Origin of the sequence: Nostoc sp. CHAB 5836 (assembly GCF_020829445.1) — a bacterium.
Classification (GTDB): domain Bacteria; phylum Cyanobacteriota; class Cyanobacteriia; order Cyanobacteriales; family Nostocaceae; genus Nostoc.
In genome coordinates this window covers 1-25,323 of record NZ_JAIVFV010000020.1, presented here as the reverse complement: position 1 = coordinate 25,323, position 25,323 = coordinate 1, and the positions used below count along the sequence as shown (strand labels likewise).

General features: G+C 42.7%; 11 protein-coding genes and 3 pseudogenes. 9 read left to right on the top strand and 5 right to left on the bottom strand.

What is annotated here, in order from left to right; translation table 11 throughout:
- Positions 1-680 precede the first annotated feature (680 nt).
- The 3 genes from LC605_RS06410 (at position 681) to fni (ending at position 4,949) form a co-directional block, all read left to right on the top strand.
- The gene (locus LC605_RS06410; RefSeq protein WP_229546724.1) at positions 681-842 is read left to right on the top strand and encodes a hypothetical protein; all 162 of its coding nucleotides are present in this window, start codon (positions 681-683) and stop codon (positions 840-842) included.
- On the top strand, positions 839-3,622 hold the full coding sequence (locus LC605_RS06405; protein WP_229546723.1) for a TIGR02921 family PEP-CTERM protein: 2,784 nt from the start codon (positions 839-841) through the stop codon (positions 3,620-3,622). Before LC605_RS06410 ends, LC605_RS06405 begins: the two co-directional genes overlap by 4 nt.
- A 271-nt stretch (positions 3,623-3,893) precedes the next feature.
- A complete protein-coding gene (gene fni, locus LC605_RS06400; protein WP_229546757.1) occupies positions 3,894-4,949 on the top strand; it encodes a type 2 isopentenyl-diphosphate Delta-isomerase in 1,056 nt (351 codons plus the stop codon).
- A 203-nt stretch (positions 4,950-5,152) separates the two neighbouring features.
- On the opposite strand, the gene LC605_RS06395 is transcribed toward fni, so the two are convergent.
- From LC605_RS06395 to LC605_RS06385, 3 genes are all read right to left on the bottom strand, one after another.
- The gene (locus LC605_RS06395) at positions 5,153-7,846 is read right to left on the bottom strand and encodes a CHAT domain-containing protein (protein ID WP_229546722.1); all 2,694 of its coding nucleotides are present in this window, start codon (positions 7,844-7,846) and stop codon (positions 5,153-5,155) included.
- Positions 7,847-8,323: 477 nt separating this feature from the next.
- Positions 8,324-10,099: a ShlB/FhaC/HecB family hemolysin secretion/activation protein gene (locus LC605_RS06390; RefSeq protein ID WP_229546721.1), complete on the bottom strand. Its 1,776-nt coding sequence runs from the start codon at positions 10,097-10,099 to the stop codon at positions 8,324-8,326.
- A gap of 584 nt (positions 10,100-10,683) precedes the next feature.
- Positions 10,684-13,320, bottom strand: a complete 2,637-nt coding sequence (locus tag LC605_RS06385; protein WP_229546720.1) for an S-layer family protein — start codon at positions 13,318-13,320, stop codon at positions 10,684-10,686.
- A 141-nt stretch (positions 13,321-13,461) separates the two neighbouring features.
- Here LC605_RS06385 and LC605_RS06380 point away from each other — a divergent pair, with 141 nt between their 5' ends.
- Positions 13,462-13,980, top strand: a complete 519-nt coding sequence (locus LC605_RS06380) for a COP23 domain-containing protein (protein WP_229546719.1) — start codon at positions 13,462-13,464, stop codon at positions 13,978-13,980.
- Between the two features lie 100 nt (positions 13,981-14,080).
- On the opposite strand, the gene LC605_RS06375 is transcribed toward LC605_RS06380, so the two are convergent.
- On the bottom strand, positions 14,081-16,102 hold the full coding sequence (locus LC605_RS06375; RefSeq protein ID WP_229546718.1) for a tetratricopeptide repeat protein: 2,022 nt from the start codon (positions 16,100-16,102) through the stop codon (positions 14,081-14,083).
- A gap of 211 nt (positions 16,103-16,313) precedes the next feature.
- Here LC605_RS06375 and LC605_RS32820 point away from each other — a divergent pair, with 211 nt between their 5' ends.
- Positions 16,314-16,442: a hypothetical protein gene (locus LC605_RS32820; RefSeq protein ID WP_267868433.1), complete on the top strand. Its 129-nt coding sequence runs from the start codon at positions 16,314-16,316 to the stop codon at positions 16,440-16,442.
- Between the two features lie 77 nt (positions 16,443-16,519).
- Here LC605_RS32820 and LC605_RS06370 read toward each other — a convergent pair.
- Positions 16,520-16,624: pseudogene (locus LC605_RS06370) on the bottom strand (transposase); the annotation flags it as partial.
- Positions 16,625-17,659: 1,035 nt separating this feature from the next.
- On the opposite strand from LC605_RS06370, the gene LC605_RS33265 reads away from it, so the two are divergent.
- The 4 genes and pseudogenes from LC605_RS33265 to LC605_RS06340 form a co-directional block, all read left to right on the top strand.
- Positions 17,660-20,641, top strand: a complete 2,982-nt coding sequence (locus tag LC605_RS33265) for a calcium-binding protein (RefSeq protein WP_306426847.1) — start codon at positions 17,660-17,662, stop codon at positions 20,639-20,641.
- A gap of 919 nt (positions 20,642-21,560) precedes the next feature.
- On the top strand, positions 21,561-23,177 hold the full coding sequence (locus tag LC605_RS06350; protein ID WP_229546755.1) for a ShlB/FhaC/HecB family hemolysin secretion/activation protein: 1,617 nt from the start codon (positions 21,561-21,563) through the stop codon (positions 23,175-23,177).
- Between the two features lie 51 nt (positions 23,178-23,228).
- Positions 23,229-24,200, top strand: a pseudogene (locus LC605_RS33260) (filamentous hemagglutinin N-terminal domain-containing protein); the annotation flags it as partial.
- A 1,012-nt stretch (positions 24,201-25,212) separates the two neighbouring features.
- Positions 25,213-25,323, top strand: a pseudogene (locus LC605_RS06340) (hypothetical protein); the annotation flags it as partial.

The window sequence follows — 25,323 nt, the reverse complement described above, 5'->3', positions numbered from 1 at the left end:
CCCTAACCCCCTTCTCGTTTCGGGAAGGGGGAAAATTCAAAGTCTCTCTCCTTAAAGGAAGAGAGATTTAGAGAGAGGTTTTCCACATACCGTGAAAAGTCGGCTTTCCAAATGACCTGAATTGTCAAGTCTTACTTCAGGTCATGTAAATTGATTTTTTATTGTTTGTCAGAAATTCGGGATAAAAGAGGACATCCGCGACTTTGAGCGGATGCACTGGCGGACAACAGGACATGGTTAAGCTAAAAAACATCTAAATTGCATAACCAGATTCAATCAAACTCTTGTGGGGTGGGCAACATGAGCGCCCTAGTTACGCAATTTAAATGTGGAACAGCTTACTGGGATAGGGTGCTGAGTAAGGAAATCTGGGGATAGAGGAATTAAGCGACACCGAACAGTCCGCCGACTTACTTAGCTCTTTTAGAGGTTGTTTTAAAAGTCATAAAGTATACTAGACATCTCCCAAGTTTAAATTGATGGGTAGGCAAGTTCTTCGTAAGGGAGCATCCCAAATGTGCAAAAACTTTGATAGCCCTAACCCCTTGTCCCAAACATGAGAGAGGGGGAACTAGAATTTTTATTTGGAAGTCCCTTAGACTCAGAATTCATTCTGAGGCGGGCTAGATGAGAATGAAATAGCCCTGGTACTAAGTAAGTTGGCGCGAAAAAACATAAATATGTTACGAAACGTAAATAAGCTTAAAACCCTTGTAAATGACGAAGGACAAATGACAAATGACAGCCTTAGTCAGTTAGCTTTAATTGCGCCGACCTACTTAGAAACCCCGTTTCCATTCTTTCAAAGCTGGGGTATGGGTGCAGGAACGTCAATTTTATGAGGAGTAAAGCTGTGAAATTGTTTTGGAATACAAGTTTTTACGGAATTTTTTGGCTCTGGAACCTGACATTTTTAATGTTAGTTTATGTGGGGATATTACCATACGTAGGTGTGCCATTATTTCAGGCAACCTTAACAGGTGATATCCCAACTGAGTTTTCCTTGACTCTAGTTACTTTAATTGCCATTCCCACAATTTCCAGTATTATCGGTGGCTGGAGGTTTATTAAACAACCTTTACAACTAATTCGCCTATTTTATGGTGTAGAAGCACCGCTATTTGTGTTGTGTTTGTTGCGGTTATTTGTGATTCGAGAACTAACATCAGCTAGTAGCCAAATTCTCATAACAACGGGCATATGTATAGCTGCTTTTGCTGGACAATTATTTTGGGGTTATGCTGACCGACGCAAAAGTGGTTTGCAATGGGTACAAATGTTAGCCCATACATTAATGCTGGTATTTGGCATTTATGCGGGCGCGGTGTTGTTATTTTATGCCTTGCCATTAGCAGTATTTCTGTTGCAAGAATTCATCAAATTTGCATGGGTAAAATCATTATGGGATGTACTATATCACTCAGCTTTTGTGGGCGGGTTATTACTGATTGTCACTTGGCTAGCTATTCTTGGTTTTAGTGCCACATTGTTTATTGCTATGCCATCAGCATTAACAGCAATGTATGTCCATTCGGGAGCAAAAATTTTAAGAGCTTTTGCTTTAGAACATGGTAAAAATAAAACATTTGCTGGTGCTGGTGCAGTTGTTGTGGCCTTTGCAGTTACTTTTGTATCTTTACAACAACAACCCCAAGTATTAGCTTTTTCACTCTTAGCTAATACACCTAAAAATGATCGCGATCGCCAAACCCTCGTAGGCAAGTCAGAACAAATCCGTACAGGATTAGTTAATGCTTATTTATCTTCTTACCGTTACTTGAGCAGCAAGGAAGAAAATAACCACATCAGCGCTATGTATCGTCATGTATTAGGCTTAGATAAATCGGCTGCTGATGGATTGCAAGCAACTTATAACTTTCTGATGTCGCCATTTTTATATAATGGTGATGAGAAAGATTCTGCCAAGGCAGAGAAACTTTATGCCGATTTTTTTGATACACCTCTACAAAAAGCAGAAAAAACAGCAGTTAGTCACGCAGTACAATCTACTTTTAACGAACAAGAAGTTAAAGCAGGTTTATTAAATATCAACGAAAAAAAAGTTTTATTGTTATCACAACAAGTCACAGTTCAAGAACATGGTGATTGGGCTGATGTGGAATTGTACGAAGTTTATAAAAATCAAACACGAGAAGTCCAGGAAGTTTTTTACTCCTTTTCTTTGCCAGAAAGCGCTGTAATTACTGGCTTATGGTTGGGAGATACTAATAAATTAGACCAACGTTTTCCTTTTGTTGTCTCTAGTCGCGGTGCTGCCCAGAAAGTTTATAATTCTCAAGTTAGACGTTCACGACCTATAGATCCAGCTTTGTTGGAACAAGTAGGGCCGAGACATTATCGCTTACGGGCTTTTCCTATTCCTCCTAACAATGTACAACAAATAGAAGGGCAACCACCACTTCCCACAGAAATGCACCTATGGTTAAGTTACAAAGTGCTGGGACAAGACTTGGGTTGGGAAATGCCCGATTTAGGGGAAAGACGTAATATATTCTGGACTAATCAAACCAAGCGTATCCGCAACGGTAAAGAAATCAGTTTGAAAAACGATGCTTGGTTAGAAGAATTCATCCCAGCGAGTGGAAAAATTCAGCCTGTATTGCATGAAGTCAATTTAGAGGAAGGCTACAAAATATTAGCTAAACCTTTATCTCGTCAAGATTATACCTTACCCAAAAACCAGCGAGTTGCTGTAGTTCTCGATACCTCTCGTAGCATGGGGGAACATATTAAAGAATTGGTGCAAACATTATCATGGTTGAAAAAACACGGCTTTGCAGATAATGATTTGACAAACAACGATGCAGATTTATATATCAGTGTAACTCCTGGAGTGACACCCAAACGGTTAGATGATCTCCAGCAATTCCAACCGGAAAAAGTCACCTTTTACGGCACAATTCAGCCCCAAGAAATGCTGACGCAGTTTAATAACTTGCGTGGAGATACAGCTTATGATGTCGTTTTGCTGTTGAGTGATGAAGGTAGTTATGAATTGTCGAAGAACAAGAAAACCGTCCCCGAAACGCCTGCACCTTTGTGGATGGTACATCTAGGTGGATTACCTGGGGCTTATAACGATGGCATCATTAAATCATTACAAGATAGTGGTGGTGGAGTTGGTGTTGATATTTCGGAGGTGCTGCAACGAATTGCTACTAAATCAGTTTTAAGTGACTCTGTTGTAAGTGTTGTTAATGGTTATGCTTGGTATCTGCAAACATTAGATACAGCAATTGCAACTAATAACCAACAAGATGATTTATTGCCATTAGCGGCCAGACAATTAATTTTAGGTTTGAGTAAAAAAATTAAGTTAGACAACCTCAAAGGTTTGGATGCGATTCACGCTGTAGCCAAAAAGTACAAGATTGTCAGCCCTTATTCTTCGATGTTGGTATTAGTTAACGATGAACAAAGACAGTTACTCAAAGAAGCAGAAGCCCAAAGCGATCGCTTTGACCGGAAAGTTGAGAATGGTAAGGAAAATCTCTCTAAACCCATTAATCCCTTGAAAGTTAGCGTCCCGGAAGCATCAGGGGGATGGCTTTTAGGTGTGAGTGCGATCGCCCTATTCATCTTTGTGAAGCGTCAGCGTTAATTAGACATCTCCAAAAATGTAGAGACGTAGCACTGCTACGTCTCTACAAGGGTTCTGGGTAACGCATATTTAATTTCACCAGATGTCTATTACACAACGAAATGGATATGATGAAAAGTAGGAAAAAATGAAATGACTTTAGTAAAAGAAAAGGAACGTGTAAAAATTTTGTGGAAGTTGGACGACAGCAATGCAATATTCTCTCGCTGCTACGGGTCATAATTTTGCTAAGAATGATCAAGTAGCTAACCCGTCGTCAACAAAAACCATTATGACTACTACTGTACCATCAGTGAATGCTGTAACTGACATTGAGACTCGCAAAGCCGACCACCTACGTGTCTGCTTAGAAGAAGATGTCCAGTTTCAGCACGTAACTAGTGGATTTGAGTGCTATCGCTTTACTCATGATTGTCTGCCTGAAATCAACCGCAGTGAGATTAATGTGCAAACAACCTTCTTGGGCAAAAATCTCGGCGCTCCCCTGCTAATTTCTTCCATGACAGGGGGAACCGAATTGGCGCAGCTAGTTAACACTCGTTTAGCAACTGTTGCTCAACGCTACCGATTAGCAATGGGAGTTGGTTCCCAACGAATTGTCATTGAACAGCCTCATTTAGCCTCTACCTTTGCCGTGCGCTCCTTTGCTCCTGACATTCTGTTGTTAGCAAACTTAGGGGCTGTGCAACTAAATTATGGATGTGGGCTTGATGATTGTTTGCACCTTGTAAATTCCTTGGAAGCTGATGCGCTGATTTTGCATTTGAACCCTCTGCAAGAGTGTGTGCAATCACGGGGGGATACAAATTTTCGGGGACTATTGAGTAAAATTACCCAGCTTTGTCAGCAACTACCCATTCCCGTTGTTGTCAAAGAAGTGGGAAATGGCATTTCTGCGGCGATCGCACAAAAGTTAATTGATGCAGGGGTTTCAGCCATTGATGTGGCTGGAGCAGGGGGAACTTCTTGGGCAAAAGTGGAAAGCCAACGCGCTGCACACAATAAGCAGCGCCGTTTGGGACAAACTTTTGCTGATTGGGGTTTACCAACCGCAGAGTGTGTCAACTCCATCAGGGCCATACCTTCGACAATTCCCTTGATTGCTTCTGGCGGGTTAATCAACGGATTGGATGTCGCCAAAGCGATCGCTTTAGGAGCCGATTTAGCAGGTTTAGCCCGACCTTTTTTAGAAGCCGCCGTCAAATCGGAAGTTGCCGTTGATGAGTTGGTTGAAGTTCTGATTGCTGAACTTGAAACAGCTTTATTTTGTACTGGCAATACCAACTTAGCAGAACTAAGAAGTTCTGGAGCATTGCAACGGATTTAAATGAGTCGCAAACATAACATGACTCCAATCAACCCAGACAAAACGCCCTCCACACTCAGGGCATAATTGCGATCGCGAGGGGTTTGGGGAGAGGTCTGCCGACTTGTGTATACACGCCCGAAGAGCGGCGAGGGGTTGGGGGTGGGGTTCTTGGGGCTTAGTAAGTAATCAACCGCACATGATATTAGATGCGCGACAGCTTATTATTGCCAATTTCCGACTAAAACATAAGGTGCCCAATAATAAGGATGAGGTGGTAAATTCTGCAACTCCTGAAAAGGTGGATTCAGCTTCAAAGATTCTAACAGCGATAGTTGAGCGTTCTTGAGAGCATCTGCTTGTTTCCCTCCTGGCTTTTTCAGGTCTTGATAAAATTCACCCATAAATTGGGCGGTAGAAGCATCCCCTACAGGCCAGAGAGTGGCAAGGGTACTGCGTGCCCCGGAACGGACAGCCATTCCTGCCAAGCCTAAGACGGCTCGTTCATCGCCAGTGGCAGTTTCACAGGCACTCAGCACCAGTAATTCTATGGGTGTGCCTGGTTCTCTTAGCAAAGCACTCAACTCTTTAATACTGATACTTTCCCCATCCCCTGTAATAATAAAATTCTTCAAAGGATTAGAACTAAATAGCCCATGAGTGGCTAGATGGATCACAGGGAAATTTGATTTCAATTGTTTTTGAATAGTTTTGACCGTAAACTCTTGATTGAGCAGCTTTTGGGAAGCAGGAAAAGTTTGTTTAATTTGGTCTAATTCCTTGGGAACATTAACCAGTGCAGCAAAAAATTCTCCTTGTATCTTAATTTCCTCGCTAACTCCAGCAGCTAAGACCTTAAGTTGTTTCCTTTCCAATTGTTTAGGAGCGAGCAGTTGTAGGCTCGGAGCCAAGGCAAGGCTATATTTTTCAATGAGATAATTTTGTCCATCGTAGAGCGCAGCTATTGGTACTCTCTGCAATCTCCCATTTAGTACAAAAACTAAACTTTTGATTTGCTTAGGATCTAGCTGTATCTCGAAAGGTTTAATTAGCCAGTTATAAACTTCTGTAAAAATTGGTAAAAGCGTCTGAAGATTTTCCTTTAATTCTTTGGGATTGGGGTTAGAAGTTGAGAGAATATTTCGTGCCGAGTTATTGATACTAACGTTGTCTAAATTATCGTAAAGCCGATCTAGAGTCTCATTAACTTCCTTTTCACTGATCGGAATTACTACTTCCTGCAAGGGTTTTCCCGACACTGAAAGGATGACTTCTAAGCGATCTGGCAAAACAATCGGATAAATTACAGCTGCATTGGAATCAATATTATCAATTTGCAACGCGACATTTGCTGTTTCAGAACAGGGGTCTTGGAAAAAGTTATCCAGTTCTGCTAATTGCAGAGATTCTATCACCTGGCGGGCAAATTCTAGACGTTTTTGAGAGTTTTTAGTTTCCGACTTTTCCTGCTTAATGGTAGGATTAGACACTATTAGCGAAGTTAATTCGTTGTCACTCAACTTTGACTTCAAGAGCAAATCTGCTAATTCTAGATAGACAGGTTTGACTTCTTGGAGAAAGTCAAACTGGACATCTTGATTGTTGGCGTTTAAATCGCTGCGTAGGGATTGCAAAGTATTAAAGGCGGCGGTGTAAGCTGCGATCGCTCCTTTGATATCTCCCTGTTTCCGCAGTAAACTTCCCAACTGAGATTGCCAAAGATAAGTAATTTCCCTAGCATCACCACTGATATTTTGTTCTTGAGCTAACATCAGTGCTTGCTGAGTCAGTTTGGTTGCCTGATTTAACTGCCCTTGTTTGTGGTAAAGTTTGCCCAAATACCCTAGAGCGTAGGTTTGGATTCGTCTATCCTGTAGAGACCGTGACTGTTGTAGTGCATTCTTTAATAAAGGTTCAACATGATTTATTTGTCCACTTTGCATCAAAGAATCAGCAAAGTTAATCTGGGCATAGATGGCAGCACGACTGGGAGTAAGAGTGGCTAGCTTAGGTAAAATTTGATTTTGCAATGCTTGAGCATCTTGACTCAACTGCAACTCCAACCCAGAGGCAAAATCTTTTGCCCGTTGAATTAATTTAGATTCAGACAATCTCGACCAAGAAGCAATCCGGCGTTGCGTTTGTTCACCCCACCATCTTTGCATCTCCAGTAATAGCTGGAAGTGATTAAGTTGTGCCTGAATTTTCGGCATTGGTGGCGCTGATGCTACCTTTGCTGCTTGGATATAGTAATTAATAGCTTGATTGTAAGGCGCTAGAGCATCCAAGAAAGATTTAGCATCAATAATTTCTGTAACTGCATCATAGTCCCAGCGATCGCGGATTTGGTTGCCTAAGAGCCGTTCGGTGTTGCCTAAACTCAGTAGCACTGAGCTTTTTTCCGGCGATTCCGCAATTGATGACAGACTTAACTGCAAGATTTCTTGCGACTTTTGTAATAACCCTTGTTTGCGTAAGACATCACCGAGGCTGTGCAAGCCTATGGCTTCAGTTAAGGTCAGGGAAGCACCCTTTTGAGTCAAGGTTTGGTAGAGTTGCTCAATTTCGGTTTGGCTACAGTTGGGGTTTTTGGTCGCAAAAGCTTCGAGTAAAGCATTGCAAGCTTTGGGATACAATCCTAAATCTTGCAAAGCCTGGGATTTGTTGATCAGACTCTTAGTCCTTCCCTGGCGATCGCCGATTTTTTGATAAGCCTCAGCCGCCGCTTGCCATAACTTGGCTGCTGCTTCTAATTCTCCAGCATTATACCGTTGTTCACCTTCCCTTGCTAATGCCAAAGGAGTAGCATTCGTATGTATGGGAAAATTTGACCAAGCTGGCATAGTGAAACTAGATAACAGTCCCAATAACGCTGAAAGGATCAAGATTAATAGACGACGGTACTTTTTAGAAATCATACAATTTGGGATTTGAGATTTTAGATTTATTCTCGCGTTTAAAGAAAGCTTGGTCTGAGAAGATGTTTGAAAAGTATTGGGCGAATAGAATTCGCTACTACACAAACTCTCGTCCACCTCCGTGGAAATCATGAAAATTAAAGGTTTTTAACCCAGGTCGGTGGGTGAGAGTTTGTGTAGCCGCACCTGTGCCAGGGCTAGTAATAAATTAGACTTTTCAAACATCCTCTAAGAGTAATACGCTTGGCTTTGTGGATAATTGTAGGTTGGGTTGAACTTTAGTGTTACCCAACAAATGCCCGTTGTAGGTTGGGTTTCGTTCCTCAACCCAACCTACGCAAATTTATTTTTACGGCTTAACCCAACCGTATTGAAACCAAGTATATTACGAAACGTAAATAAGCTTAAAACCCTTACTAATGAGCAATGACAAAGGACAAATGACAGCCTTAGCCAGTTAGCTTTAATTGTGCCGACTTACTTATATTCCATTTGAAAATACACACCGTTTTCTTGCCATGTGTCCTTGCTATTATCAATATTTATTAAAGGAATACCCCAATCTAGGCGGGCTGTGAATCTATCCCCCATTTGCCAAAGTAGTCCTAACCCTGAGCCTACTAGGGTATTAGGGTCGGGATTTTTGCTATCTGCGTTCCAGACAGTACCAAAATCGATAAATGGTGTAACCTGTAAAGTCCCTTGCAGTTCTGGGAAACGGGCGACGGGTAGTCGCAATTCTGCGGAAGCAAAAATGCCATTATCACTGAGAAAAACATCTTGGCGATAACCCCGCACTGTTCCCTGACCTCCCAGACTAAACTGCTGGATGGAAAGCAGAGAGCTACTGGTCAATTGCACATTAGAACGCAACAACAAAGTAGGAGCGATCGCAGTTTGTCCTTTTGGCTGACCGAGGAGGCGCAAATAGATCAGTTGTCCCCGCCAAAGAAAATATCGGCTATCTGGTTCGCTGTTATTAATCGTGGCATTAAAAGCTCCAATCCCCAGATTAAACTCCGAACGAGCAGCTAAGACTTCTTGACGACTCCTCTGTAGCCAATCTTGGGCGAAACTCAATTCCGATATCCGCGTTTCTCCTTGATTATCAGCCCCAGGAAACAGGGGAAAATCCACTCCTTGAATCGAAGAAGTACTTACCCGCCTAGCTGCGGTTAAACTCAACGTGAGTTCTTGGCTGACTTCTGGAGTGGCTTTTTGCAGAACTGGCTGACGAAAAGATAATTCCAACTCACGAGAATTTACTTCGATATCCAAATCATTAAAAGGAGGTTCAATAATTTGATTGTTAGTAATCCGATAGTTGAAGCCAATAGTGCCATTGCGGGGATTCACCGGTAAGCTATAACCGCCCTCAAAGCTATTGCTACCATCGGTATTTTTGTAGGCAAAACTCAAGCGATCGCCTATTCCCAGAAGGCTAGCTTCCGAGAAAGCGATACCGCGCTCAAGACTACCAACGCTGGGGTTGCGGTTATTATTAATCCGGAGTTGGGTATTAAAAGTTCTCGCTCCCTTGACAGTCACAGCGAGGGAATTGACACCCGGTCTAGTACCGGCGGTAAGTTCAGCATCTAAGCTTTCAATTAGGGGATTGAGTTGCAGCAGTTGCAAAGCTTCTTTGAGGCGGTTGATATTCAGTGGTTTGTTAGTAGCGATCGCAATGCGACTGCGGACATAATCTGAGTTCAACCGTCCTTTAATGACATTGACTTGAATATCTTCTAAACTGCCTTCTACTACCTGAATTTTGATGATACCGGAACGAAACTCTTGACTGGGAATGTATGCACCAGAGGTAATGTACCCCTTTTGAACATACAGGTCAGTAATTTGATTGGCAGCTTTGAGGAGTTCGGCAAAGGTAATTGGTTGTCCGGTAAAATTGGCGATCGCAGAGTTTAATTCCCCTTGACTGAAGGCGGTATTACCAACAAACTCGAACTTTTCCACAGTGATACTACCTGGAACATCTAGAGCTTCTTCCGGGGTTGGCGGTACTGTCGGCGGTATTTGGATGGGTACGTTTGTTGGTGGTAGGGGATTAGCTGGGGGTTGTTCTGGTGGCTTTGGGGTGACAGGATTAATCGGCTGCGCATAAGCACAATTTGTGTGATCGAGCAAGAGTATGAGGATAACCCAAGGAGATAAAAAAAATCTCCGTCGCCAAACACTTAACCTCCCGCCCACAATCTTCCTACCAGCAATTTTTAGACTACGATCTTGTTCCATTCTCCTCTGCGGCTGTGCGTGAGATCAAAATAATTCGTAATACTCCCTTGAGAAGCGAGAAGCAAGCTACGTAATTCGTAATTGAATTAAGCCAGACACTTGGGGGAGCCACTGCATTGAACTGGTTCGTCGGCTTAAAGCAAATGGCGTTGCAATACGGTTCGGTTAAGGTGTTTATTCCTTGAAGATCCCCCCAACCCCCTTAAAAAAGGAGACTCATAACCCAATACACTTGGGTTAAGCATTTCCTCCTTCTCTTTCTCTCTTCTCCCTGCGTTCTCTGCGCCTCTGTGGTTCGTAAAAAAAAAAGTTTCAGCCCTTTTGTGAACCCTATTGACTTATAACCCAATACAGTTCAGTTAAACATTTCTTTGTTCTCTTTCTTCTCTTTCGGACGAAAGCGCGTAGCGGGACGAAGTCCGGTTTTGAACCTTTACTTTTTTCATAAAAAAGACTTAAGTAAGTCGGCAAGAATAAACCAAACTATGTAACAAAACGTAAATACACCTTAAACCCTTACAAATGACGAAGGACAAATGACAAATGACAGCCTTAGCCAGTTAGCTTTATTTGCGTCGCTCTACTTAGTGACAATTAGATGAACTTAACCCAGAACTATAGGGAGTCGGATTAGGCGCTTCGCTGGCCAGAACTAGCACACCTTGGGCGTTAACATACCAACCTCTAGCTGGAGGTGGCAGTTGCGAAGTATTATTCACCTCTGTAGCAGCACTGCTATTAACAGGCTCAAAACTAATTAAAGCTCCACTACTTAGCTGTTCACTCGGTCGAGGTGGCAATCCTCCACGTCCGGTGATGGTAAATTCGCTTCTATTCTGACTTGTTGTCCCAGGGCAAGCTTGAGCTACCACTTGCTCTGGTTTAGCTACTTCTTGTGGTAAATCGATCACCTCAAAATTATTTTCGGCCTCTGGTGCAATGATGCTGATTTCTCCAGCGATTCCCAGTTGCGAACTAGCAGTAATCTGACAAGTTGGACACACAAAGAATCCTCTGGTATTGATACTGATATTTCCTCCCATACCCTCAACAGCATCGGCAGTAATCTTACTACCTTCTAAAAGCGTGACAAAGTTCGCCCGACTAAAGCCAGCAATATTAATATTGCCTCCGTTACCACTTCCTCTAGCAGTGGCAGATATCTGACTGTTACGGCGCATTAGTAAGGAATTCGTTTGCAGAGATATGTTACCACCTTCACCAGATGTGGTGGCAGCAGATAACAAGGCGCGATCGTTGAGTATCACCTGACTCGCTTCAATCGTCAATCTTCCACCGGCTCCTACACCAAAATTGTCGCTAGATATCTGACTATCACCCGACACCTGTAAGGAATTCTGGACTCGTAAATCAATGTTGCCACCTTGACCCCCTCTGGTAGCCGCCGTGATTCCACCTTGACTCTCCACCAAAATAGAGCCAGCATTCACCCGCAACGTTCCTGCATTCCCAGTGCCGTCATTTCTCGCTGTAACCTCTGCGCCATCTTTAACAAGCAGTTGTCCAGTATTAATTGTCACATCTCCAGAAGCTCCACTGGGCACTGGAGGCACTCTTAATAGCTGTTGCAAGGACGGATCAACTATGTTGGCTGAGGAGATGATCAAACTAGGATTTACAGAGCCTGGGACTTTGCCACTTACCTCTACACGATCTTGAGCGTTAATAGTGACGCTACCAGCAGGGCCGCTGGCTAAGGTGGAAGCATCAACTCTACCACCATCTTTGACCACCAAGCGTTGAGTATTAATTGTAACACTGCCAGCTTTTCCTGGGCCGCCAGTACCAGCAGTTACTTGGCTAGGAGTGAAAACCAATGGTGTTACACCGATCAATTCTACTAACTTCGAGGCATTTACAGTTACATTTCCACCAGAGCCAGTAGCAGCAGTTATAGAGGCAATATTCCCTCCGGAAAGCGCAGTTAATTGCTGGGTTGACACTGTAAGACTTCCCGCATTCCCTGCCCCAAAAGTTGCTGCCGTAATATTACTGAATCGCCTGGGATTAAATGGTGAGAATCCTGACACTTGTAAAGAATCACCAGCTTTAATATCAATATTTCCACCACGAGCATCTGTGTAAGTGGCCGCAGATATGGCTGCTCCATCCTCAATTACTAAGCGAGGGGTGTTAACGGTAATATCTCCACTTTTACCAGCGCCGATAGTTTCTGCAAATAAGTTGCTTGAAATCTGCCCATCTGTTGTAGTGCCCACTAAGGATAAGGATTCAGAGGCATTGACGTTAATCCCCCCTGCTGATTGCGCTCCTTGGGTTTGAATTAACACGATCGAGCCATCGCGGATGGAAATGTTTCGCCCCTGCAACTGAATTGAGCCACTACCTGGGCCACTAGTATCTGCTAATGCCTTTTGAGATAAGGCAATATCTTGAAAGTTTGTCACCCCTTGATAACCTAAATTCCAGCCTTGAGGACTGGGATTGAGACTTACTAAACCTCCTGCCACACTACCTAAATCAATGCGTCCGCCCTCGGCTGTGAGCGTTCCCCCCTCGGAAATAATTCCCCCTCCCACCAAAGCTAGGGTATTACCTGGCTGCACCTTTAGTCCGGCGGTGTTTCCTCTGGTGAAGGGTGAGAATATCGCACTTTCCAGACTAATATTATGCCCTTGACCTTGGACGCGAATCCCTTGCGGATTCTGCCCAAATTGCAAGCCTACTGGCACACTAATCGTTAGCCGAGGGGAAGAAGTTGAATCGGTAGCACTAAATTCTGCGCCATCAGCAAATTTGAGGCTACTTGCCGTACTCGCCAAAAACGAGCCGCCAATATTGAGTTGAGCGTTAGCACCAAAGTTAATACCACTGGGATTAATCAGGATAAAATTAGCACCGTAGTTTTCTCTAATTAAGCCATCAATGTTAGAAATTGAACCACCTGTAACTCGGCTAATGATGTTACTAATGTTGTTAAAAGCTGGGGTGTTACTGAAAAAAGCCTCGCCACTAGTGGGAACAGAAAATTCTCGAAAGCTATGAAAGAGGTTGCTACCGACTTGTGTTCCGCCTGTAATTAAAAAATCCAGCCCTGGTGTCGTCCCGGGTGAAACTACGGTTTGTCCATCGGGGAGTGTGTCATCTGAAGAAATTTGTGCTACAACAGGGAGACAAGCAATTAGACAGCAGATATAAGCACTACTAGTAATTAAAATTTGGCGAAGGACTTGTTTCATTTTGCATAGGGGAAAATCACCCCACGGGAAAATTACTTGAATGTTTTTTTAGTTGAATTTAAGTAAATCTAACTAAAAATGATATTATTATTGAGTTTATATTCCAGCCGAAATTTTGGTCAAGAAAACGGGTTAAGTAATATGAACAAGTGGCAGTCTTGGGTAACTATGGGAACAGCCCCAATATTAGCTCTAGGTGCTATAGTAGCAGTCTCTGCGCCCAGTAGAGCTAACAGTGTACAAGTAACTTGTAACACTAACGGCACTACACCAATGGTGATTTTGAGTTTAGCCAAAGACGGAACTACTAAAGATTACATGATGTTGAATTTTCTCCCGAAATATTTCTCGGCGGTGAATGCTGTCCAAAATTGCCAGAATGCAGCTAAAAGTTTACAGACTGTCTATGATACGGGTAGTTCTAAATATTTAACGGCTGATAAGCTTAAGGATCAACCTGTGGTGTGTGCTGTCGAACGCAGAGGCATCGGTTGCAATCATTACAGCGCTGAGGTTTTATTTATTCTTAAACCAGTTGATAACCCCTCTCAAGCTTTATACGAAATGTTGGGTAGGGATTTTAAGCAAGCACAGCCTTCCGATGCTCGGACACTTAGCCGTACGTACACTGATACCAAGCCTTTTTGGTGGCCATTTTAACTCAGTCGAACTGCGTAGTCGTTGGCGCAGCCTCTCGTAGAGAAGGGCAGTACAAGTGACAGCCTTAGCCAGTTAACTTTAATTGCGCCAACCTACTTAATTACGAATTAGTAATTTGGTCACAAGTTTCTTTTCCTCGTTCTGCGGGTTGGTAATTGGGTTTGAGTTTCAAGGCTTGATCGAAAGCCTCCTTCGCTTTTTCGGTTTGCTGGAAATTACACAGACTCAACCCTAAATAGTACCAGACCTCAACTTTTTGACTATCACTCAGCTGCTGATGATCTAGAAGAAAATAAAATTGTGCGATCGCTTGATCATCTCGCTTTAAGCCTTGTAGCGCAATCCCTCTACCCCGTAAAGCCACAAAGTATTGACCATTGTATTTTAAGGCCTGTTCATAGGCTTTTAGAGAGCCTTCATATTCTTGTTTCTGCAATAAAACCTTACCTTGATAGCTAAAAGCAATGGCTAACTCTTTGGTATTTGCATCTTTGTGTTCAACTTCCCCAATTTGTTTTAAAAGCTCAATTGCTTGATTAATAGTAGTAAGGGCTGCATCTGCTTGCTTGAGTACTAGTAGTACTTCAGTTTTATTAATCCAGAACACAGGATCTTTGGAGTTGAGTCTAATCGCTTGATCAAAAGCCGTGATCGACTCATCATATTGTTTGAGGTTATATAGCGCTTCACCTCTGCAATTCCAGGCATAAACAGCTTCAGGTTTAATGATCGTTGCTGTAGTGCATGATTCTAGCATCTGCTTGTAGTCTTTGAGTCCAGATAGTGCATAGCCTCGGTTAGTCCAAGATTGGTAGTAGTTGCTATCAACTTTTAAAAGGTTGTTATATTTTTTAATCGCTTGTTGATACTCTCCTTGCTGCAATAACACATTACCTCGTTTGAAAGTTATTTCTACTTGTAACCATCTAAATACACTGAAACCTAAAAACATCAAGCCAGAACCACAGACCATTAAAACAGCTATTGCTAGCAATATCAAAAATCGTTTAGTTACTTTAGATTTAGGTGGAGTAATGATATTGCTAACATTCAAATTATTAGTTGGTGAGATGGTTGTATTTGCCAATGAGGCACAAAGTATTTTCTCTAACTCCAGGTTTACCCAATTGCAATTAAAAACTGCTTGGTAAATGCGATTGCCAAGTTTCAGCTTGTCTTGTTGTTGGATTATCAATCCTATATGCAACAATTCTGCCTGTTCTGGACTGTCGTTGGTTGGTGATTCGCCCTCTTGCCAAATTTGCTGGTACAGTTCCAACAAAAATAACGGATCGCATTGCTGATTGTTGATCATGCTTTCACGTATCCCTTGCAAATGTTCAGCTGCGACTTGAGTTTCCCAATTGTTAATCAAGCAGGTTTGTACTAGTTGTTGCACTGTTGCTGCTTCTGCACCTGCGGGAATATGATCTGACGATTCCCCAAGCAATTGATAAAGTTTTTCACTGAGAATCGGTTGTCCATCTGTCCAGAATTGTACTTCTGCCAGCAAAGCTTTCGGACAACTAGCTTTTTCATCTAATTTGAATAATTCTATAGTACTAAGGCTAAACAGTTCTAACTGTGCTGATTCCTGCTCTCCCGAATTGAAAGCAAAAGCTGAATGTTCAAAGGGGTTCGAGATTTGAAAATTGTTCTGCTGTGGCAATACCATTTTCAAATGCGATTGTCCTGTCTGCGCTAACCTGTGATTATTTAAAACTTCTTCCTGCTGGTGCAGTTGGGATTCTAAAGCAAAATGCTCCAAAAAAAACTTAATTGTAGTAGGTTTCAACCACCCCTTAAGTACTGCTAATTCGCCAAAGGCAAGTTTATTCTCTGGTTGTTCAGCAAGAATAGTTCTGATTTGATATTCATTTAATAGCCCAGCTTCTTCTAAATATATACCCAAGGGCTGTTTTGATTTATGCTCCATTAAAGCCGGCCACTCCTCTCCGAAAAAATCAGCCGTTTCTTGTTTAAGCCATCCATGCAACACTAGAATTTCACCAAGCTTCAACTTAGCAGCTAGAGATTGCTCTTTGAGAGCAATCTCTAGCTGCTCAGATGAAATGAGGTCAGCCTGTTGTAAAACTTTACCAAGGGGCTTCAGAAGTTTCATAATCAAAGGGAATATATATAAGTTATCAAAGTAAAACAGATTATTTTTTTATTTGAGTTATCCAAGTCCAATTTTATCATTCATGTAACATTTTTGGATTCTTCGGCTACTTTTATGGATAGTTAATATAGGACTTACGCAACTGGCATATTATTTTTAGTTTGTAGTGAGGACTAAAGTCCTCACTACAAACTAAAAGGGGAGCATCTCAATGAGTGTAAAAACACGCTTGATCTGGCCAATGGAATTCGCGGCTACACAAACTTTCGTCCGCCTACGCAAACTCAAAGAATTTGAAACCCAGGTCGGTGGGTTTTGTCTGTATAGCCGTGATTTCTAATCGCCAGGTATATTTGCAAAGGTGAGATGCTCCCAACTAAAAGCTTTGATTTTTTGTGACACTTGCGTAAGTCCTATAATAGTAAAATTCCAGTTGAATAAGCTGCGTAATCGAAAATTGCTAAAGTTACGAAAGCCATATCCTAGTCTTTTAATTAACTTGAGTTGATGATGAATTCCTTTTGCTACTTGTTCTACAAGATATTTCCTTAATTCTCTGAGAGTCGGCTATATTCTTACTCTGTCAAGTTTTCAAACAAGTCTGTTCACTATACATATAATTAAATCTAAATTATGCAGGTTGCTTGTGAAGTATTGTATTTGTCGAAACAGAATAAAGACCTGAGTCGTCAGAATACCCTTGTAGGACTACCCCTTTCAAGGTGACTCGTAAAATCTCTTTTTTCCCTCGTGGTTCTCCGTGCCCTTGAAGACTAAGAGTAATTTATCTGACTAGAAGTTCCACTCCACACGGGGATAGATCTGAAAGAGGAATTTATTGACCAAAATTTTTACTCACCTTGAAAAGGCTAGTCCTACCTTGTTCAGTTTTATGTCTTAGCGATTTTAAAAGTAAAGCCCTAAACCGTTTTTAGTATATATAAAACTCCTACTTGATTTTTGAAAAAAACTCAGTACACCTTTATTGCTTTTTTCCCTGTTCCCTGACCTGCGCATAGAAGAATATGAAGAACACACAAAGCTCAGTAGTTATATTTATACACTTATCGGCAAATTATGTGAAGAGTATGCAAAGACGCCTCTTTAAGTATAGACATCTAAGTAAGATATTAACTGTACAGTTATTTTAAGGTTATTAAATGGTTTGAGACAGCTAAGAGAATTTTTACATAGAAGTCAGTCCAGGGGTAAGTCTTAGAGAAATATCAATACTGCGTAGGTTTTGGCAAAAAAATAAAAAATGTGTAGGTTGGGGAGCCACTGCGTTGGGCGGGTTCCCCGACTTGAAGCACGTGGCGTTTGAGGAACGAAACCCAACCTAAGAGCGGGGTTTGTTGGGTAAAACACGAGCTCAACCCAACCTACAAATATTAAAAACCTACGCAGTATTGAGAGAAATATTACTGAGCCTCAATGGTGATGTATGAAGTATGCCGAAAACGTCAAATGTCGGCAAATTCTCTGTGCCCTAAAACAGCACAAAATGTAAATTGAAAAGTGAAGTTACTGAAAAAATCAATTGAGGTAAGTAAAGTTATGGCAAATATCATTGGAACCAATGGTAATAATACCCTAGTGGGTGATAATTTAGCGGACACGATTAATGGTAAAGCAGGTAACGATACGATTACAGGTAACGAGGGCAATGACACCCTGACTGGTGGCAATGGCAAGGATATATTTGTTTACAATTCCGGTGACGGCACAGATACCATTACGGACTTCAGTGGAGTGGGTAAAGATACCAATCCCTCAGCAGCAGTCATTGCCGAAGTGGATACTATCCAATTCCAAAGCTATGACTTAACTGCCCGAAATATGCTGCTGACCCAGAATGGTAACAATTTGGAAATCAGCTTTGAAACAGTAGATGATACAGATGATACAACAGTCATCCTGCAAAACTTCCAATTAGAAAACTTGAAAAACCTGGGAGTTTCTCAAGCAAGACCAGCGATCGGCAATATCCTGTTTGCAGGGCAAACTAGCATCACCAACAGCTTTAATGTCCTAGATGCCGACTCGACTCAAACGAGCCTGGATATCAAGAACACGGTGATTTTCCTCAATGACCTCGACAACAACTTTATGGGTTTAGAAAGCTTCAGCGATGTCATCAATGGTCAGGGGGGCAATGACCGTATCGATGGCATGAGTGCCAACGATTTGCTGCGAGGTGGTGCAGGCAATGATACTCTGATTGGTGGTGTGGGCGATGATACCCTGATTGCTGGTATGGGGAATGATTCCCTGATTGGTGGTGGTGGTAATGATAACTTAAATGCTGATGATTCAACAGGGAATAAAATCCTCAATGGTGGTGCTGGTGATGATACCTTAAGTGGTAATTATTCAACAGGTAATAACACCCTCAATGGTGGTGCTGGTGATGATACCTTCAGTACTGAATTTTTAACAGGTAATAACATCCTCAATGGAGAGGATGGCAACGATGACTTCTTTTTGATGATCCCAGATATTGCCCCGTCTTCCTTAGTAACTCAAACAGTAGATGGAGGGATAGGTGAGGATTTTTTAACAGTAAGTTTTATCAATGCTACGGAGGGAATAACTTCGACTTTTAATGCTGGTACTAACAGTGGATCGATTACGGCTGGGAGGACTGAGCTTAACTACAACAATATCGAAGGATTAGATATCTATGGTACAACCTACAATGACAATATTGTAGGAACTAATGGCAACGATTATCTCTTTGGGGGTAGTAGTGGCAATGATACGAGTTATGGCAATGATCGGATTTTTGGCGGTGAAGGTGACGATGAGTTGAGGCTTGATTATTCAACAAGCGATAATATCCTTAACGGTGGTAATGGTACTGATGAATTAACTGTTAGCTCTTCAACAGGTAATAACATCCTCAATGGAGATGATGGCAATGATAATCTCTCCGCCTCTGGGGATCACAACGACTTCGAGGGATATACTAATGCCTCTTCTGGCAATAACACCCTCAACGGTGGTGCTGATGACGATACCTTAAGTGCTGATTATTCCACAGGCGACAACCTACTCAATGCTGGCGATGGCAATGATTATCTCTCCACCTCTAGCAATTCTGGTGACAGATACGGATTTGCCACCTCTGGCAATAACACCCTCAACGGTGGTACTGGTGACGATACTTTAAGTGCTAATTATTCAACAGGCGATAACCTACTCAATGGTGGCGATGGCAATGATAATCTCTCCATCTCTAGCTACTATGATTACTCCGGAAGCCCTGATGAAGTTTTTGGCAATAACACTCTTAATGGAGGGGATGGCGATGATTCTCTCTCTTTCGTCCTATATACTTCTCCCTCTGATTTACTGACTCAAACAGTAGATGGGGATACAGGTCAAGATTTGTTGAGCGTTTCGTATATCTATGCTACCAAGGGAATCACTTCGACGTTCAATAGTATCACTAATCAAGGCTCGATTAGGGCGGATACGATTTTGGTTAGCTACAAGAATATCGAAGGATTAAACATAGATGGTACTGTCTACAATGACGATATTGTGGGGAGCAATGGTAATGATACCATCACTGGGAGCATAGATGGCAATGATACCATCGATGGGGGTATAGGTAACGATTTGTTATGGTTGTCTAACTATCAAAGTACCCAGGGAATCACTTCGACTTTTAATGCTACTACTAACATTGGCTCAATGAGGATAGGCACAAATGTCGTTAGCTACAAGAATATCGAAAGATTAGATATCTCCGGTACTGTCTACGATGACAATATTGTAGGAAGCAATGGCAACGATTCCCTCTACGGGGGCGGCGGTAGTGGCAGCAAAGATACCATCGACGGGGGTGCAGGTAACGATTTGTTGTTGTTCTCTAACTACCAAGCTGCGGAGGGCGAGGGGATAGTTTCGACTTTCAATTCCATCAATAACAGTGGTTCTATTACCCTAGGCACGAATCGGGTTAGCTACAAGAATATTGAACGATTATATGTCAGTGGTACAGACTACGATGACAATATTGTAGGCAGAGGTGGCGACGATTCTCTCTACGGTGGTGGTGGTGGTAATGATACCATAGATGGGGGGACAGGTGACGATTTCTTGGTTGTTTCTTCAACAGGGGATAGCCTAGTCAATGGTGGCGATGGCAATGATTATATTAGTGCTTCTGAGGCTTTAGGTAATAACATTTTCAATGGTGGCAACGGAAATGACGGCCTTTATGGAGGGGATGGTACTGATATCTTTGTTTTCGATAGTTACAATCAAGGCACTGATACTCTTTATAACTTCAGCCCCATTTATGATTTCATTCAGCTATCAGCTGATAATTTTGGTGGCGACTTAAACTTTGATACGGACTTTACCCTTGGAGTATCTGCAACAACGAGGGCTCAAAGATTTATCTATGACGATACTACAGGTGCGCTATACTTTGACCTTGATGGCAGTGAAAGCAAGTTTACTCAGGTACAATTTGCACAAATCAAGAGTGGACTGCCACTAACCGAAGACAATTTTATAGTTGTTTAATCGTGATTAGCGCTCTACCATCCCCAGGCGGTATGGTTTGTGAGGTGTTTCTTTAGCACTTATACCAATTTAATATGAAGCTGCATAATAAAGAACCCCACCCTAACCCTCCCCGATTTCGGGGAGGGAACTGGATTTTCCCCTCTTCGCTCTTCGTGAGGCGACTTTCGGGAGCCAGTGTGGTCTTCTGCCAACTCTTAGGAGACGCTCCGCGTTCACGTAGTGTCTCCTAAGAGTTGGCGCTAGCCTCTCCCCTTCTCCCAAGGGTAGAGGCTAGCGCATAGCGCCACGGAGAGCGAGTCTGCCTTCGCTTTTAGCGTCTCGTAGAGAGCGTCTGGGGTCTCCCCTTCGTTGTGCATCCGGCGTGTGGGGTCAAATTCTATGCAACTTCACAAAGAATTGGTATTAACTTTTGATCGCTCATGAGAAATCCGGGTTAAAGAGCAATACGGTTGGGTTAAGGATTTTCTCGAGAACCATAGGCCTGTAGAGACGTTGCATTGCAACGTCTCTACACTGTCCACTGGACAACGGTTTTAGTCTTATCCCAAGCGTATTGGGTTAAAGAGGTGATAAATTGCTGTAAATTAGAGTTCTTTGCTTGTCTGACTATGGTGGTGGCAGAATGATTTAAAAAATAGTCATCTTTTTCATAAAAATGGGGAAAATATGCTGTGTATGCTTCTGGGATTTAACACTAGCTCTAAAATTTGCCAGAATTTTAGGAGTGTTAGTTGCTTTGAACGAGGGTAGTGCCTTGGCTGATGTCTTGGCTATTAAAAGTCAGAGAAAGTCTGTTGAAAAAATTGAAACCTTAGCTTTGTCAGAAACTCGTCTGTTGACGAACCAGGATCAATTCCGTCGGATTCCTGTACTGACAACAGGCTTATCAAAGTTGAAGCAACTAAGATTAGACCCAATTTTGTCTCAGGTTCTCGACTCAAAGCCAAAACAGCCAATCCCAATCCCACAGCCACCACCAGAACCTTTCCTTGAACTTCCTCCTCAAACATTTCCCTCCTCTGAAGAACCCTTAGACCTTCCTGAAAGTATCGTCGTTAGCAAATTTGAGTTTGATGGGAACACGGCATTTAGCGACGAAAAGTTAACTAAAGTTACTGCCCAATTTACTAAGCGATCGCTAACCTTTGTAGAATTACTACAAGTTGAGGCTGCGATCGCCAAACTGTATACCGATGCAGGGTATATTAATTGTGGTGCTGTGATTCCGGCTGGTCAAACCTTATCTCAACAGGGATCTGTTGTCAAAATCCAGATTATTGAAGGTGGGCTAGAAGAAATTGCGGTGACGGGTACACGACGGTTGAACTCGAACTACATCCGTAGCCGATTAGCTATTGCCACCGCTAGACCCTTAAATCAAAAGCGTTTACTGTCAGCTTTGCAACTATTGCAACTTGACCCCCTAATTCAGAATATATCAGCCGAATTGTCTGCTGGATCGCGTCCGGAATTAAGTTTACTCACAGTCAAGGTAGTAGAAGCCGACTCCTTTAATACAGAATTTTTTCTAGATAATGGTCGTGCGCCTAGTGTTGGCAGCTTACGACGCGGTGTCCGCATTAACGAAGGAAATTTATTCGGTTTTGGCGATGGCTTGAATCTGGAATATATCAATACTGATGGTAGCAACACCTTTGACTTGCGCTACAATATACCTGTTAATCCTAGGAATGGCACAATTACCCTTAGAGGTGGGTTGACCAGTACTGAAATTGTCGAACCACCCTTTGACCGCCTAGATATCATTGGTAATTCCAATTACTTCGAGTTAGGTTTTCGTCAACCTTTAATCTTATCTCCCAACAGAGAATTTGCTGTGGGTCTATCCGCGTTACGACAAGAAAGCAAATCTCAACTGCGAGGTAGCGGTTTTCCCCTGTCAGCAGGTGCTAATGAACAGGGAGAAACCCGCATCTTTGCTTTACAATTCTTCCAAGAATATCAGCAGCGGAATTTTCAAGAAGCCTTAGGCCTGCGCTCTCAATTTAACCTGGGTTTAGATATTTTCAATGCTACCGTCAACAATGAGGCTCCTGATAGTCGGTTTTTTTCTTGGCGGGGGCAAGGACAATACGTGCGACTTTTAGCACCGCAGACTTTACTGGTGATCCGTTCTGACCTGCAATTCTCAACCCGTGCCCTTGTGCCTTTAGAGCAATTTGGGCTGGGTGGTCTGGGTAGTGTTCGGGGTTATCGACAAGATATTCTCTTGACAGATAACGGCTTTTTTGCATCAGCAGAAGTACAATTACCAGTACTGCGGCTAAAAAACGTCGGAGGAGTTTTGCAAGTAGTGCCGTTTATTGATTTTGGTGTGGGTTGGAATAGTTCTGGCAATGCAGACCCAAATCCGAATACTTTGCTGGGGTTGGGATTGGGTTTACAGTGGCAAATGGGCGATCGCCTGAATGTTCGCCTTGATTATGGCATTCCATTGACAGATATTCAAGACAGAGGCAGGACTTTGCAGGAAGACGGTATTTATTTCTCAATAGTTGCGAATCCTTTTTAAAATTTTTTGCCACAAAATCTCTGATTAACAAAGGTTTAGAAGTCAAAAATTATGCAACATCCCAAGCGATCGCTCCTATCCAATACTTTACTTCTATCTATAGCTGACAATTCAGGTCATATCAAAAACCTCTCTCCAAACCTCTCCCCTGGAAGGGGAGAGGCTTTGAGTTCTCCCCCAACTCTTGTAGGGAAGGGGGCTGGGGGGTTAGGTTTCGTGTTAGCTTTTCCACATGACCTGAATTGTCAGCTATCTATAGGGGTGAATTTTGTGTTGGCTTTATTGTCTTGTATTGCTCCCTGTCCAGCAAAAGCAGAAATTACACCTGATGGAACTCTAGGCGATAAAAGTTCAGTTGTAGTAGAAGGCACTCTTTATGGCAGTCCTATTGACCAGATTAATGGGGGAGCAATTCAAGGAAACAACTTATTCCACAGCTTCAAAGAATTTAATGTTGTTGAAAAAGGAGCCTATTTTACAAATCCAGGCGGAATTACGAATATTTTGAGTAGGGTGACAGGAGGTAATGCCTCGAATATTCTAAGAACTCTGGGGGTTTTGGGCCCAGCCAACCTGTTTTTCATTAATCCTAATGGAATTGTCTTTGGCCCCAATGCCCGTTTGGATATGGGAGGTTCCTTTGTAGCTTCTACCGCAAATAGCCTAGTGTTTGATAATGGGTTGGAGTTTAGCGCCACAAACCCCCTTTCCCCGCCACTGCTGACAGTGAATATTCCTGTAGGATTGCGCTTGAGAGAGAATTCAGCAAGCATTGTCAATCAATCATCTGCTGTTCTTGCCTTACTCCCGGAGAACACTTTGGCGCTGGTCGGTGGAAATGTCATCCTTGATGGTGGAAAGTCGCAGGTAGCTTGGGGTCGCATTGAGTTAGGAGGATTGACTGGTGCGGGAATAGTCGGTTTAAATGTCCAAGAGTCCCAAGGAATCCCAAGAGTAGCTTCTTTAAGTTTTCCCAATGATGTTGAACGAGCTGATGTATCCCTCTCTAACCAAGCAGTGGTGAATGTTGCACTCTCTGAGGAAGCAGTTGTTCAGAATAGGAGTGGCGGTAGTATTGCGATTAACGGTCGTAACGTAAATGTTTTGGGAGGAAGTCAGTTATTAGCTGGAATAAACCCAGGCTTGGGTTCACCTGGAACTCAGGCGGGAAATATCGAAATAAATGCCACTGATCAGGTGGTATTTAGCGGAGTTCCTTTCGGATTTCGCAGTTCTGCACTCAACCAACTAGGAAAGGATGCTGTAGGTAACTCAGGTGGAATTGAGATTAACGCACGTACCGTTGAGGTAACTGATGGCGGTTATCTGGAAGCCAATACTGTCGGAAAAGGAAATTCGGGTACAATCCGAGTGACTGCCACTGATCAGGTGGTATTTAGCGGAGCTCCTTTAGGATTTCGCAGTTCTGCACTCAGCCAGGTAGGAAAGGAGGCTGTAGGTAACTCAGGTGGAATTGAGATTAACGCACGTACCGTTGAGGTGACTGATGGCGGTTATCTGGAAGCCAATACTGTCGGAAAAGGAAATTCGGGTACAATCCGAGTGACTGCCACTGATAATGTCGTGTTTGACGGGGAATCTTCTTTAGGATTTCGCAGTTCTGCACTCAGCCAGGTAGGAAAGGAGGCTGTAGGTAAATCAGGTGGAATTGAGATTAACGCAAACGCAGGTAATGTTGCCATTACTAACGGCGCTCAACTTAGCGCCAGTACTTTAGGAGAAGGAGATGCTGGTAAAATCAGCATTACTGCCCGCGATCGCGTATTGCTAGATGGCGAATCTGGGAACAATTTTCTGAGTCAAGTATTCAGCCAAGTGGAACAGGGGGGTGTAGGTAAATCAGATGGAATTGAGATTAACGCAGGTAGTATAGCCATCACCAACGGCGCTCAACTCAGCGCCAGTACTTTAGGACAGGGAAATGCTGGTAAAATCAGCATTAATGCCCGCGATCGCGTATTGGTAGATGGCGAATCTGAAAAAAATTTCCGTAGTACAGTATTCAGCCAAGTGGAACAGGGTGCTGTTGGCGCTGTCTGGTGGAGTGGATTCTTCTACTTTGGCCTTCTTGCTGTATAAAGCCATTGGTGAGCAACTAACTTGCGTGTTTATCGACCAAGGCTTT

What these genes read in the sequence shown, in the direction of transcription:
- LC605_RS06410 (WP_229546724.1), top strand. Translation starts at nt 681, where the DNA reads ATGTTACGAAACGTAAATAAGCTTAAAACCCTTGTAAATGACGAAGGA.
- LC605_RS06405 (WP_229546723.1), top strand. Translation starts at nt 839, where the DNA reads ATGAGGAGTAAAGCTGTGAAATTGTTTTGGAATACAAGTTTTTACGGA.
- fni (WP_229546757.1), top strand. Translation starts at nt 3,894, where the DNA reads ATGACTACTACTGTACCATCAGTGAATGCTGTAACTGACATTGAGACT.
- LC605_RS06395 (WP_229546722.1), bottom strand. Translation starts at nt 7,846, where the DNA reads ATGATTTCTAAAAAGTACCGTCGTCTATTAATCTTGATCCTTTCAGCG.
- LC605_RS06390 (WP_229546721.1), bottom strand. Translation starts at nt 10,099, where the DNA reads ATGGAACAAGATCGTAGTCTAAAAATTGCTGGTAGGAAGATTGTGGGC.
- LC605_RS06385 (WP_229546720.1), bottom strand. Translation starts at nt 13,320, where the DNA reads ATGAAACAAGTCCTTCGCCAAATTTTAATTACTAGTAGTGCTTATATC.
- LC605_RS06380 (WP_229546719.1), top strand. Translation starts at nt 13,462, where the DNA reads ATGAACAAGTGGCAGTCTTGGGTAACTATGGGAACAGCCCCAATATTA.
- LC605_RS06375 (WP_229546718.1), bottom strand. Translation starts at nt 16,102, where the DNA reads ATGAAACTTCTGAAGCCCCTTGGTAAAGTTTTACAACAGGCTGACCTC.
- LC605_RS32820 (WP_267868433.1), top strand. Translation starts at nt 16,314, where the DNA reads ATGAGTGTAAAAACACGCTTGATCTGGCCAATGGAATTCGCGGCTACA.
- LC605_RS33265 (WP_306426847.1), top strand. Translation starts at nt 17,660, where the DNA reads ATGGCAAATATCATTGGAACCAATGGTAATAATACCCTAGTGGGTGAT.